Genomic DNA, 13451 nt, shown 5'->3' with positions numbered 1-13451 from the left:
CATGTTCGATGCCCTTGACCTGACGCTATTCTCAAAAGGTAGAACTGACGCCATGCGCGTTCCCACTTCAGCGACTAGCCTTCTGCGCCGAACGAACTGCTATGGCGGCGACTACGATGTTGGTATCCCGATGTCCTCGTACGAAGAAGGCACTTTGCTTGCGTTGCGTGAGAAGCACGTCGTTGTGCGGCTCAAGGACGGCGAAGTGCTGACGTTCCCCGCCTGTTCAATCTAGCTATTGAGTTGTAGCCCTGTGGCGAGCGAAGGGTAGACCTGATCGTCAAAGGCACGAAAGACGGCAACGCACCGCAGAAGGCACATATGCTCGAAGGCTCAGCCAACCAGCGCCGCTAAGAAGCCGAAGCCTGGGCGGACGAAGGCAGCTCAAGACTGGCCGCGGTCGCGTGGTTTGGCGACTCGAATGTGCGATCTGTGCCACGTACCTGTCGTTCAGCGCGTGGCTACCAACGTCGACCTCTTGCTCGTATCGATGCCATGGCTAGACTGCTGCAATCGGCCAAAAGCGGACACCACCGCCTGCCCAATGAACAAGCTGCCGTCCACGGCCATCTTTGGTTTTGATGAAACCGGAGTGCTTCACGTCTACAGCTCGGCTGCTGAAGCCGTGCTTGCGTGGGAAGGCATCGACGCTGAATCGGACGCTGTGCGCTTCTATGACGCCCGGGGGGCCTCGCTGATGCCCAGGTCCACTACCCCCAATCGTTCCCGAAGAATCCTCGGCTTGTTCCGTTGGGCTCAGTCAGGAGCCTACGAACTGGTTCCCAGCGTCACGATGGAAGATCCTTTCGCCTTGGCACTCTACGAAGCCCGCGCCTTAGAGGCCAACGAGTGGTTCAGTTCCCTGGAATTACTCAGGTCTGACCTGCGCGAGAACGGCGTGGATGTCGATTTTCGTCCTGCGGGTTGAATGTGAGATGTCCGCTACGGGCCCGAAGCCGTCACCGCTGATCGTTTCGTCGATACGCAACGAACTTCAGTGGAGACAGGCGCGAGGCAGACGAGTACTCCTCTTCGAGGTTCCAGGGAGCCGGAAAGTCTGCGACTACTTCAGATGCAACGACCGAGAAAAGCCCCATCTGTTGCTCATCGCAAGCCGACTCACACTCGAAACGCACCTGGATCAACTTTCCGTCGAAGTCTGCTTCGATAGAGGCTTGGCGTAAGCCGCTCAGATTGCAACCCTGAAGGGCTCTTTGCAAGCTGGGGAGCAGTTGCTCGTTGATGTTGATATTGGACATGGCAGTGGGTTGCCGGGCAGTCCGCCTCTGACCGATGACCGCCATGCTAGCTGAGGCAGCGCTGGGCCCGAAGCGGCCTGCAGGCAAGCTTCAAGCTTGTTGCTCCTTTGCCTGCTTTCGCACCAGCAAACAGAACGCGATGACAAGCACTTGAGCAAAGATGGAAAGGAACGCACCCAGCAGATAGAAGCTATTGGACTGGACGAGTGCAACCATTGCCATGCCACCCATATATGCCAGGGGCAAAAACGGAAACGTCAAGAGGATGCCGAACGTTTGGAGGCTGCCGCCTAGCGCACCGGTTACAGGAAAGATTGCTGAGTACGCCAAACAGAAGGTCCAGTACTTGGCACCCATACGGGGAGACTTCTGCAACTTCCAGAATCCCGATTTCAAGTCATCCTCCGATGTCCGCTCCTGGCCGATTGCAGCAGTCTAGCCATGGCATCGATGCGAGCAACAGGTCGACGTTGGTAGCCACGCGCTGAACGACAGGTACGTGGCACAGATCGCACATTCGAGTCGCCAAACCACGCGACTGCCCCCAGTCTTGAGCCGCCTTGGAAGCCCAGACTTCGGCTTCGCAGCGGTTGCGGTCCGTCGCCGCCAGCAGCTCTATTCACGCTGAATGGCATTAAGCTGCCAATCCCTGACGATCGACTACTGTCTGCTTGTAAACCGGAAAGCGAGCGGGCGCCCATCGGACGTTTTGGTGGCCGTGGGTGACGCGCCGATAGCATCAGCTGTGACCGAGTCGATACAGCGCGACGTGTCCATCGTCGATGCCATCACACTGTCCCCTCCGTTGTCGATGTGCCCGATGCCAAGCCAATGGCCGACCTCGTGCAGAACGACATGAAATAGGTCAACAGTGCGTTTACCTTTGCCGATTGGTGGCGTGTTTTCATCCAACAAGCGAAACGAGTAGTCCAGCAAGTTAAGTTCAATCAACTCATAGTCGGCCTCGCAAGCGACGATGTTTGGGTCGTCACCGCAGGCGGTGCGCTTGGGTCTCAGCGTCAAGCGCATTTTGGGGGCAGGCTTCGAATTCACTCCCGCAAAGGCGCCACATCTGAGCATCCTCTGCGCGGCAAGTATTCCATCGGAAGCAGTCTTCTCAGGAACGAGGCAGATACTCTGAATTCCTTGCTCCTGTCCGCTGGCCTTTTCGTAGACGCCCTGCGGCACGCGCTGACCTCTGACCTCAAAGAAGTCACTCTTGTGTTTTTCATCCCCCTTCTGCATGGTGGCCGCCTGGGGCAACCAATACATCTGCGCATTCACCTCAACAAAGAGCAAGTTCTCCACTCGGCACTGCCGACATCCGTTTCGCCAAGTCTCAAGTGCACGAAGAAGATGCTCGACAACTTTTCTCTGTATTGCCGTGGAAACGACATCCGTGTCCACCAGCACCTCAGCACGCAGCATCGCCGATTGAGCAAAGACACCAACCCCGGTCTGCGGCATCGTTCGGCGCCCACTTGTCCCGTGGCACACATATGCAGAGGCACCGGCGTCAAAGTTAGAGGATGCGGACAGCGCGGCCTCTGGGTCGGCCTCCCGTAGCAACTTGACTCCTATGCTTCCTCTTGCCCCTTGCGCCCCGGCATAGCCACTGCCGCTGAGCTCAACGCGCCATACTTGACCGAGGCCTCCAAAGACTTGGCCACTTGTCCCAAGCAGCATGCGCCCTTTCAGCTGACGGGCGTCCAGGGTCTGCGTGCAACTGCTCTCAAACGCAAAGTTCGAACCTTTTCGCAAGAGTTTGACGGTAACGGTCGCCGGCGCTTTGCTCTCGGTGGGTGGCTCAAACTGCAGGTAAACGTTTCTGCCTGCTGTTATGTACTCCAGACGAAGCCACTCCCGCGACTCAGGTGCAACGACCATCGAACGGACTACTTCCAGCCGAGCCTGAGGTCTCTTGGGTCCTGTCACCAGTTCACAGTGGCCCTTGTCGGCAGTCGGTGGGTTCGGGTTAGTTCCGCGACCGAATCGCCCGGCCCTTGGAGAGTTGGACGATGCCACCTCGACCTCCAGCGTGTAGGGCGCATTGCCCGTAGGCCCTCCACTACCAAGGTCGATGACCTCTACGCGCAACGTGACGGGCCCAGTCCCGGGCAGCCCTCGCGCTAGCCAATACTGATTGCTCTGTCCCCCAATGTCGCCCGTGCGTACAGTACACAGGTCGACAAACTTGTCCGTTCCGACACTCTTGACTCGAAGCTTGAGGACGGCCGGCGCCTTGAAGGTCCGACTGCGCCGGGATACTTCGACCCTAATCAATCCGGATACTTCGATGTCCCGAGTGTCAGCGATGGTCGCCGTCGCATCGCCAAAGGTGTCGCGCATCGCGATTCCCCAGCGCGGGTCATATTTGCCCAACCCTTGGTGGACGATGCAGTCGTTCTCTTCCGCAGGCGGCACAAGGGGGCCGGTAAGCGCTGGAGGAGGCGACGGCAGGTCTACTCTAGGAATGGTGCGTGGAGGTGCTGTGTAGTCCTGAGCTTGTGTGGCTCCTGCCATACTCAAAAGAGCAACGACAACGAGCAAGAGGGCTCGGAGATATCCTGAGGAGCAAGCGTTCGGAACACGGCGAAGCGCTGTCTGGATAGCCATTTGCGTCCTCCAGGGGGCGGCGTAGAGGTGGGCCTCAACGTCCCCGTTGTTGACCGACAAGCTTCACGAACGGCTGCTCTTTCGGACCGGGGTCACTGTCTTCCCTGCCTGCGTTTCATCGTGAAAGCCTGTGGAAACTTCGCCTCTCCGGCCCCATCTCCCTGAGCGAGTAGGCGGTCGACCGTTTGCGTGTCGATGCACCTCGACCTTTCCATCGAAGATGCCATCAGCGATTGATCGCTTTCAATATGGCTAAGCCCAATCCAATGCCCCATCTCGTGTGCAACGACGTGCTGCAGGTCGACCTCAAGAGAGCCGGAGCCGATGGTTACTGGCCTGGTCCCTGGCACAACGAAGCGATAGTCGCGGGCGTTGTACTCCGTCAGTTCAAGGTCCGAGCGACAGGCGATTACGTTCGGGTCATCGCCACATGCGGTTGGTCCGTCTCTGAATCGGACCCGAATCTTTGATAGTTCGCCTCGGACCATCCCCGCTCCGCACGCTGCGCGCTTGAAGGCGTCAACCGTCCGCTGACTGGAAGGCGATGTCGTGAGACTGCAGAGGAATGTCTTGCCTGCCTCCGGCAGAGGTTCGTACCTCTCTAACTCCTTGCCTCGATTCCCTGCATTCAGCATTATCACTGGCTGTAGTGCCTGTTCAAGCGCCTTCTCTTGTTCGGGACCCAAGAGAACGATACCGCTGCCAGGAGGAACCTTCATGGCACTCTGAAGCCACGCATTGGCAGACGCTCTGGTGTAGGCCCGACCGTCAACCAGCACGACAACGAGGTGCTCCACCCGGCACGCGATGCATGCGCGCACCCACAGGGCAACCGAGTTCAACACCGAATTGGAGAGCGCAGCTTGCTGCTCGGCGGCAAGGCGGTACGTGCTCTGCTCGGCGTTGACCTCCAGCCTTATGCGATCACTGAACTGATGAGAGGCTGGCCGTTTGCGCTCCATCTCGGGAATGCCATCCAGGCAGAGCATGCCGTGCAGCGGTACTCCACGCTTCCATGCACTCTCTTCTCGCACTGCTGAGACGTCCCAAACTGTAAGTGTGAAGGGACTTGACCCCTTTCGACCGCCTGCACGGCCGATACGAACTTCGATTCTCCACAGCACGTCTGTCGACCCGAGCGGCGCGTTAGCATGCAGCGTCCCTACCTTGGACTGCTCGCCGACACGCCGGTCCTTACACACGGCGCTGAACGGGTCGCTCGTCTCGGCCATCTTCGCGGTCACGTCAACATGAACTTGCGCGTTTGACCCTATGCCGGCGCCTGATACGGCAATCCGATTCCCCGCCCGTACCATCCATACCTGAATAGGCTCGCGCGCATCGATGGCGAACTCTTGCCTGCCCACGAAGGCGGCACCGGCATCCAGCGCACCTCGCGACCAATCGCACTTTGCAGGCGGAGCTTGCCGCAAGATGCCCGGCGGCAAAGTGAGCTGCGCGCAGACAGGCACAAGCCAGAGAAGGCCTGCGACTAGGCTCAGACCTCGGGCCGAGCGCACCCTATCCCGCCGACTAGGGTGCCTTCTTGGCAAGTGCGTCCAAGAATGGCTTCAGAATCTTGTCGCGGTTCTCCTTTTCGCGGAGCGAATCGGTCACGCCACGAATCCAGTCCCGGCCCTCCCCGTGCTCCACAAGAGATGCCGTGATTTTCATCGTCACAAGCGCATCGCTCTCCGGCACTTTCGGCAGTCCATAGGGGCCACTGTCCTGACCAACGAGCGCTTTCGCGTTGAGAGTCTGTGGTCCAGCCTTTCGCACGCCCAAGTCGTACGTTCCCTGGAAGAACGTCGCCAGCGTCCCGTCCGTGCCTGGCGTCGCAAACTGGATGTCCGCAACGATTGACTTCTCTCCGTCTGGAGCTTCCTTGGCCTCAGAGCTCGTGAACTTGAGTGAGTACGGTGTCATATGCCAGTAGCCACCCGACTCTGTTGGCTCAATAGAAAACATCGCTTCCATAGAGCCCTCTCGGGTCAGCACTAGGCACCGCTTCGGGCTCTTGCCGACGAGGAAATTGGTGGTCGTCACACCAGTGGAAGACGCGGACATGTTTGCCTTCTTCTCGTCCAACCAGTTGACAAATCTGTCGTAGGTCTGGTTGATGATTGCGCTGCCGAGAACTTCCACCAATGGAGTCAGCAGTGCCTTGGGCGGACCGTCAGTGCCACAGGATGAAGTCCTCAGGTCAATCTGGAGCGCATGTTTTGCCGGAGGGGGTACGTATTGCCCGTTCTCATATTTCGGCGAGGTTAGGCTTCCGCAGGCAGCCAGTAGCCCCACCGAGGTCGCCAGACCAAGTGAGGCAAGTGCACGTCGCTTCATATTCATTCTCCTTGGGAAACATTGTTTTCGCGCAGCCTCACTTCGACGAGGACCTTCTGCGCAGCGTAAGCGCTTGAGGCGAGAGAGCAAGCACTGCTACCAGAGCGGCGCCAGCAAGGAGGCGTGCGCGAGTGCGCATTGCGCCTAAAGTTCGAGCAGCTTGTACAGCAGGTCCGCCCAAGTCTCCTTCTGGACGAAGTCCACAGGCCTATCCTTGTTCTTCTTCAGGTAGCCTTCGTGGAAGTAGTCCTTGTAGAACACTTCTGACGACTCTGGGTAGTAGATTGCCAAGCCCTCAGACCCATAGGGCGTCTCGCCGTCTGGATACTGGCTCCGCGAACTCGCGTAGTTGCTGATGACGGCCCCGGCCAAGTCAGCACGGACCTTCGCTGACTTGCTCTTCAGCGCAGCGTTCTTGCTGTTGGATTCATATGCCTTCAGCAGTGCAGTGAGGTCCACCGATGTGCGTAGAGGTGGGACGACGGAGGCTCCATAGCTCAAGACATTGGCCCTGGCCTTCCGGAGCGCCTGCAACTCTGCATCGCCCGCCTGCCGAACAGCGTCCGAGAAGGCGCTAAGACTCTGGGCGAGTTCGGCGATTGCGGAGAGCCGAACAGCCGAAAGAGTGGTGAGGTACTCGTCGAGATATTGCAGACGATAGGACTCGACGACCGCCTTCGACAACTCCTCCGCGTTCATGCCTGGCTTGGCAGCAAGCTTGTCAAGCCACGTCGCATAGCGCCACCCGCTGCCAGGCTCAAGCTCCTGACTACCAACCATTACGTTCACCGAAGGGGCAACGCCATATGCGGTCTCCAACATCGCCATCAGGCAGGCGTCATAACCGAGGAGGTCCAGCTTCGACGTAGTGAACTCGGCTGCGATGACGTCCTGCACATCGCGGTTGTACAGAATCTTGCCGGTATCGTCGTCACTCGAGACAGCTCTGTAGCCCCCCACCGCAGGAGTGGTAACAGGGACAGTGTCCATCTCCTGCTTCATTAGCGCCGCGCGAACGGAGTTCCTCTTCAAGGCGCTATTGGCTGCGAGTTGGAAGCGCCAACCTTGCCCGTGATTCCAGATGACAAGCATGTAGTGCTTGGCTGGATGTGTCTTCTTGGACCACTGAATGAACTGCTTCAAGGCGAGTGGCGACCCCATGTCCGTGGAATCCCCTGACTCTGCTACGTCAACCAGTGCCTGCCCCGGCCGAGGTTTGCTGTTCTTGTTGACAAGAAAGCGGTAGACCCCAGACCAGTTGCCATCCTCGTCGGTGTAGCGGAAGGACGAGGGCCTGCCCAGTTGGGCAAGCACGCTCACCTTCGGCGTGCTACCGACCGCGGCCATGCTGTGGAAGTTGGATAGCGCGAAGGGTTCGAGGTTGTTCTTCGCGTTCATGTAGACCATGACGGTCCACTCGCGCACTGCGCCATCCTGCGCCCAAGCAGTTCCTCCAGCAATTCCGAGCAGCACGCCAAAGAGTGCGAAGAGCCACTTACGAACCGGAGCCGAGTTCATTTCTTCTCCTTCTCCTGCTGGGGTGAGCGCCTTCCAATCTCGCCGACCACAGCCAGAGCGTCGTCGCGGAACGACGCCGGCTGACCAAACTAGTACAGGCTAGCAGCTCGCACAACAGGCACGCATCCCCAACGTTGAGGATTACATTTCCGCCAGCGAATATTCAAATCGCAGATGCTCAGCCTCCATCAGCGGCATCACGGTGAGGCAGCACGGTGTCAAACCGCTTTCAACCGCGCACTCAAGCCCAGCGCAGAGCTTGCCACGGTGATCGGATCCAACCCCATGCCTCGCACTGAGGTCGTAAAGCTCGTGTGGGACTACATCAAGTCCAACAACCTGCAGAACCCGAAGAAAAAGCGCAACATCCTCGCGGACGCCAAGCTCAAGGCCGTCTTCGGCAAGGATGAGGTCACCATGTTCGAGAAGACCGGGCTGCTGGGCAAGCACCTCAGCTGAGATCAGCACACAGGGGACTCGGCTCCCCTGCTTCAGGCTCAGGCGTCGGGCTGAGCACGCGGCTGCATCGCAGTTGCATAGAGGTCGTAGATCACGATTGATGTACGCCAGGGAACTGGCTTCGAGTCGGCTCCAGACTGGTTGCGGACAGTCGGATACAGCACCTCTGTTATCGCGTGTGGCTTGCAAAGCTGACGCTCGCATGCGACATCATTGACATCGCGCGTCTCCGTTGATGATGGCTTTCTCGTGGGCGCACTACCCCGTGTTGTTACGCGCCGCCTGACTTCTCTGAAACTAGGTGGCGTGAATGACTTGCGCTTGCCTACACGTAGCTCCTCAACTACGGAGCCACCCATGCCCGACTCAAGTATCCGATTGCCATATGGCATCGTTATCAAACGCGACTCACGCGTTTGCACGCATATCACGAGCGAGTTACGCGCGGAGTTCGTTAACCCTTCGAAGGACTTCGACTTGCACGGGGAACTTGCTGCGCATGCAATGGAGTCGCGCTCGTCGCGCTCGTCACCGAGGGGATTGACATCGGTACACCCGCTGCAAGCGCCGCTCTTACCGCGACTGCGGAAGCCATTGCGCAGTACCTGGTTCGCCTCGAAGACTGACGAGCCGCTGCGTGATATCGAAGGCCTGGCATTACGCCAGGCCTTCGCGCTTTCGAGGCATAGACTTGACTGGAGTCGGCAGAGGTCGGTGGTGGCCTCACCGTGTGTCTCCCGCCAAGTTCGGACCAAAGGGTGCCGAGAGGCGGCTCTGGCAGCGCCAGCCCGTGTTGGTGATCCTCGCACTTGCCTCAGCCGTCGAGAGGCTTAAGTCTTTCCCTATGGACGTTTCGTAGGCATTGCGGTCCAGAACGGAATCGAAACGTTCTCGTACTCGGGCGCGAGCACTTTCCCAACATGCTCGGATCTTGCGGGTGCATCCAAGATCACTTCGGATACGAACGTACCCAGAGCATCCTCGAGGAAGGAGTTCATCGTACGAAGCAAATCGATCATCTGCGTGACAAGGGGGTCAACGGCATCGCGCAAACTTCTCGCTCCGTACTGCTCGAACATCCAAGCCTGGGCAACCGAATCTGCTCCGTCGTAGTACGTGTTGCCCGACTTTTCACCGAGAAAGACGATATCGTCCACCCAGGATTCGTCAGGTACTACATGACTGCTCCAGCGTTCGAATGTCGGGAAGTGAAATCCCATGCCATTTCGAAGTGGCGATAGCCATGGTGCGCTGTTGACCGCGGCATTGAGTTCCTTCAACCTGTTCGTGCCATTTGGCATTAGGGGAAGTACAACCTCGCGGAGGGTCTGTGCAAGCGCCTTTGTCTCCCGGATCGCTTTGCTCGCTTCCCAGATCTTTCCACTTGCTAGCCGAAACAGGAACATGGCTTGGCCAAGTTCGGGTCGGACTCGTGCCGGCCGCCGGTCATCGTGTTTCGGAAGCGAGAAGCCAACGATCTTCTGTAGGCACATCAGTTCGTTGAAGATATGTCCCAGAAGGTAATACGCAAATCGTTGCTCGTCGGTGAGCTTCTTGATCGCATCAAGCGACACGTTCAAGGCATACATGTCCACACTACGACTCTTCATTTTCTTGTCTCCTTCCCGGTGTGCCCGAGTTTCGTCACCGCCGGCCTACGTGACGTGATCATGAGGCGTCCCTGTTGGCGCGCATGCGAACCCAGCCTCCAGTGTTTAAACTGCGCGCCAGACTTTCTCGGTCTCAATGACCTCAACAAACTGATTTGCACTGAACCCCTGCGGATACAAGGTAGATCGACGGCACCGCGGACCGTTAACAGAAACTTCGTCCATCTCTGTTAGACCCGACAGCAGCAGCTCATCTGGATCACCCAGCAAATCTGCATCGTCGCGCAGTGCGATCAAAAGCTCCTCGACCGAGATCTTTAGGAAACCACTGAAGCGCAGATGATCTCGCTCGATGGAGGTATCGGCGATCCAGCCATGGCAACCAGCTAGCCGCCCATCAGGTTCTATGCCCAGGTCGGTCTGGAGTGAAACGTCCTGAACCACAGCCTTGGTGATGACATCGACCTTTCGCGCCAGCTGACGCCCAGCCTTGCGTAGCGTCGTCGAGGCATGCAGCCACGCATCGCGCTGCGATCGCCTGATGAACGTGGACTTGACCTCCAGTACGAAGAGATGCCCATCGCGTGCTGCAATCAGATCGACTTCTCCTGCCTCACGGTGCTCAACTGGTGGCTGCCAGTTCGGCAGCACCTTGAACCCTCGTTTGCGAAACAACTCGCTCAGATTGCTTTCGATCCTTTGGGTCTCCGCGCGGGCTTGGCCTCTCCGTGCACCCAACCGTCTCAGGTTGTTGATGGCTGCCGTGCTGTTGTTCTGCATGCCGACGATCCAAGGCAGTTGAACCAGGTGGCTGCCGAACTTCAAGACGGGACGCTCGAACAGGTGCGGCTCCAGCGCCGTCGGCTGGCTCTGCAGTCGCCTCACCATGGCGGCGAGGTCATAGGTCCAGAAGTCGAGTATGGCCGCCGCCACTCGTGGACTGCCCTGGGGAGATTCCCGCGTGACGGTCCATCCTGTGATGTTGCGGATCTTCTCCTCGCGATCTGACCACGTCAGAGGCAAACGATTCTGGTACCCGTCGCGAAGCCCATCCAAGGCCAGGTTGCGCAGCCCAGCAAGCCAGTCGCCCAACGCACGGTTTCGCTCTGAGAATGCCCAGAGAAAGTCACGCAGGAAATGTGCGGACATGAGGTTCAACGCCAGCAGCGCCTCAAACAGAGGAGCGCTCTCGCCCGACTCCGTTGTCACCACCTCGTCGATGCCGTAGACCTCCTTCAGCCGTAGCTTCCCCTGCGTCGCGTGTATCCAGGCAAGTCGGTTGGCGTCCTCGTTCTCAGGGCGACCCATACGCTCGCGTGCAGCGTCCGACTTGAGAAAGTCGTCCAGGGCGCGATAGAACCAGTAGCCGTGCAAGCACTCGAGCTTTCGACCCTCACGCTGCCACGACGACCGCGAGCTGAGGTCAACTTCGACGATCTCCAGCCGTTGGCCGCGGCGTTCAAACCGAATGCCGTTGTCGTAGCTGAAGGCGTCTGCAGAACGACCGATGAATTCGTTCAGTTCGATTTGTGCATCAATCAACTGGCCGACGTTAGCCAATGTCTCAAGCGCCTGGCTGTACCTCAAGCCGCCTTCGTTGAAGAGGATCGTCCTGAGGTTCTGCGCGATCGAAGCGCCGACGGCATCGTCGCTCAGCGCCAGTGCGGCCTCTGGCGTGGTGCGCAACTTCCAAGTTAGAAGGTCACCGATGGCGTCCCAGGCGATCTGTTGTTCGACGTCGACAGATGGACCAGGAGGACGGTGGAAGTCGTTCGGTACAAGGCGTTCGAAAGCGTACAAGCTGGCATATAGAAGCAGGTCGAACGTCGACAGACTAGCCAGCGATGCCTTCAGCATCTCGACCAGCGCCACACGCTCGCGGTACGCACCATCGAAGATGTCGAGGACCTTGCACAGTTCCATCAAGATGTCGCGTCCGACGGCAGCGTTGCGCAGCTCTGTGCTGCGCGGTGAATGCTGAGTCAACACAAAGCCGGAGTACCGCACAGCGCGCGCCAATGTCTCAGGTGCGATATCGGCAACCCGTGCCAACAAGCCATCGATAGCCACGGGTTCCTGACCCAGGTATCGAGCCAGTGCCAAAACCATGGGTTCGGACTGCCAGATGTCGTGCGGGCACCCGTTGACCGCCCTGCTTGTCCAGAACCAAAGATCTCGTTCCTTGCGGGTCGTCTTATGCTTTCCCACAGTCGCTGGCCGGCCATCCAGGTAGGCTTCGGCCGCTTCGAGCGTTGCGAGGTCGGGTGACAGACCGGCTTGGGACAATCGATCGAACAGGCCGTCGTAGTAGTTCTGCCTGCTGGGAGACTCCGCTGCCTCGCTCATATCTTCAGTTGCGCGCGTAGACACTCGATCCTGGCCAGCGACCGGCGCGCAGAGGCAACGCATCGTCATGCACATCAAGACAAAGCACAGTCACGACCGGAGAGTGCCCATTCACCGGCGGTAGCCGAAACTCGGCACTTGCTGCTTCTGCCAACTCGCTTCGCCATGGATAGATGATCGCGAGCTCGCGGCATTGAAATGCAGTGGCATAGGCATGCATTTGGTACATGTCGGCTTCACTCGGCATCAGCCGCCGCTTGCTGTCCCGGGCGATGAGCTTCCACTTGGTGTCCGCGATCGCAACGACGGCGTCTGCACGACGAAACACCAGGTCGGGGCGCAGTTGGAATCCCAGTTCCACACGATCCTGACTGACCATCGTCACCAGCGCCTGAGACGTATCCTGGACCTCCACGGTCAAACCTGACTCTCCATAGACTCGCCGGCGGGCCACGGTGGCAACCGCCGACTCGAACAGCCGGTTCATGTTGAACAGCAGTGCCGGCGCTTCGGTGCGGCCGGCGCGTAGAGCGGGCGCCAGCAAGGCCAAGATCCAGCGCGCCCAGTCGATGGCCACACGGTAGCGTTCGGCCTGGCGGTTGAATGCCAGCCGCTCAACATCCGGGCCGCTCAACCGGACGTCGTCCACGTCGTGCATCACGCCCATCAGCTCGACCCATTGCCGGTTGAGTTCGACACTGCGAATCCAGGGGCGCGTACAACGGATCGCCTTCTTGAGGACGCGATTCCACACGTTGTCGATGGTCAACTCGTCGAACGCGCAAGCCACCAAGTCGGGTCGGTTCGAGTGAACCCCGAGCTGGCGTGCAACGGCGATTCGCCCGCGCACGACGGTCAGGTCGTCCTCATGCTCCAGGTATTGCTTTAGCAACCCACCGCGCGTGAGCAGACTCACGGAGTCGAAGTAAGCCGCGATGAATGCCTCAAGCAAGGGCGCGCTGCGCAGGTGCTGGCCGACGGCTTGATGCTGAAACTGCGGGAATCGCCCGGTCAGCTGAAGCAGCCGCAACAGCACACCACGGCATTCGTCTGCCGACGACGCGCCATCTTGAGTCTTCGGCAAGATCTCGAGGACGCGCTCGCCCAAGCCGACCACACCACAGAATTGAGCCAGCTTCACCTGGCGGTGACCCACCTCACAGAAGCCTGGCCGTTGCTCCCCGATCTGGGCCAGCCGCTCGGCTTCTGCCGGCGTGAGGCTCCATCCGCTGCCATCGGTGGAGACAGGTACGGGCTGGTGTTCCAGCGCAGTGAGGAAGCGAGTCGAAGCCACGCTTTGCGG

General features: G+C 59.0%; 12 protein-coding genes. 3 read left to right on the top strand and 9 right to left on the bottom strand.

Annotated elements, in window-relative coordinates; genetic code table 11:
• Together KF871_RS01695 and KF871_RS01690 are read left to right on the top strand one after the other, a co-directional pair.
• Window positions 1-235: hypothetical protein (locus tag KF871_RS01695; protein WP_291137364.1), on the top strand; the 235-nt coding region annotated here is incomplete at its 5' end.
• Window positions 236-544: 309 nt separating this feature from the next.
• Window positions 545-928: a hypothetical protein gene (locus KF871_RS01690; protein ID WP_291137361.1), complete on the top strand. Its 384-nt coding sequence runs from the start codon at window positions 545-547 to the stop codon at window positions 926-928.
• Window positions 929-959: 31 nt separating this feature from the next.
• On the opposite strand, the gene KF871_RS01685 is transcribed toward KF871_RS01690, so the two are convergent.
• The 6 genes from KF871_RS01685 to KF871_RS01660 all read right to left on the bottom strand — a co-directional run bounded on the left by KF871_RS01685 (window position 960) and on the right by KF871_RS01660 (window position 7733).
• Window positions 960-1259, bottom strand: a complete 300-nt coding sequence (locus tag KF871_RS01685) for a hypothetical protein (protein ID WP_291137357.1) — start codon at window positions 1257-1259, stop codon at window positions 960-962.
• Window positions 1260-1349: 90 nt separating this feature from the next.
• Window positions 1350-1616: a hypothetical protein gene (locus tag KF871_RS01680; protein WP_291137354.1), complete on the bottom strand. Its 267-nt coding sequence runs from the start codon at window positions 1614-1616 to the stop codon at window positions 1350-1352.
• Between the two features lie 303 nt (window positions 1617-1919).
• Entirely contained in the window at window positions 1920-3608 is a 1689-nt protein-coding gene (locus KF871_RS01675) for a matrixin family metalloprotease (protein ID WP_291137351.1), read from the bottom strand.
• A 359-nt stretch (window positions 3609-3967) separates the two neighbouring features.
• Window positions 3968-5119 carry a matrixin family metalloprotease gene (locus KF871_RS01670; protein WP_291137348.1) on the bottom strand — a complete coding sequence of 384 codons (1152 nt, stop codon included), beginning with the start codon at window positions 5117-5119 and terminating at the stop codon, window positions 3968-3970.
• Window positions 5120-5408: 289 nt separating this feature from the next.
• The gene (locus KF871_RS01665) at window positions 5409-6215 is read right to left on the bottom strand and encodes a hypothetical protein (RefSeq protein WP_291137345.1); all 807 of its coding nucleotides are present in this window, start codon (window positions 6213-6215) and stop codon (window positions 5409-5411) included.
• 144 nt (window positions 6216-6359) lie between these two features.
• A complete protein-coding gene (locus KF871_RS01660; RefSeq protein WP_291137342.1) occupies window positions 6360-7733 on the bottom strand; it encodes a clostripain-related cysteine peptidase in 1374 nt (457 codons plus the stop codon).
• Window positions 7734-7907: 174 nt separating this feature from the next.
• Here KF871_RS01660 and KF871_RS01655 point away from each other — a divergent pair, with 174 nt between their 5' ends.
• Entirely contained in the window at window positions 7908-8192 is a 285-nt protein-coding gene (locus KF871_RS01655) for an SWIB/MDM2 domain-containing protein (protein WP_291137339.1), read from the top strand.
• Window positions 8193-9034: 842 nt separating this feature from the next.
• On the opposite strand, the gene KF871_RS01650 is transcribed toward KF871_RS01655, so the two are convergent.
• From KF871_RS01650 to KF871_RS01640, 3 genes are all read right to left on the bottom strand, one after another.
• Window positions 9035-9802 carry a hypothetical protein gene (locus tag KF871_RS01650; RefSeq protein ID WP_291137335.1) on the bottom strand — a complete coding sequence of 256 codons (768 nt, stop codon included), beginning with the start codon at window positions 9800-9802 and terminating at the stop codon, window positions 9035-9037.
• 105 nt (window positions 9803-9907) lie between these two features.
• A complete protein-coding gene (locus KF871_RS01645; protein ID WP_291137332.1) occupies window positions 9908-12148 on the bottom strand; it encodes a hypothetical protein in 2241 nt (746 codons plus the stop codon).
• A gap of 4 nt (window positions 12149-12152) precedes the next feature.
• Complete coding sequence (locus KF871_RS01640) at window positions 12153-13442, bottom strand: hypothetical protein (protein WP_291137329.1); 1290 nt, start codon at window positions 13440-13442, stop codon at window positions 12153-12155.
• Between the last annotated feature and the right edge of the window lie 9 nt (window positions 13443-13451).

This window comes from Hydrogenophaga sp. (assembly GCF_019635465.1).
Classification (GTDB): Bacteria; Pseudomonadota; Gammaproteobacteria; order Burkholderiales; family Burkholderiaceae_C; genus Hydrogenophaga.
The sequence above is the reverse complement of the archived record's forward strand: the minus strand, read 5'-3'. Positions and strand labels throughout refer to the sequence as shown.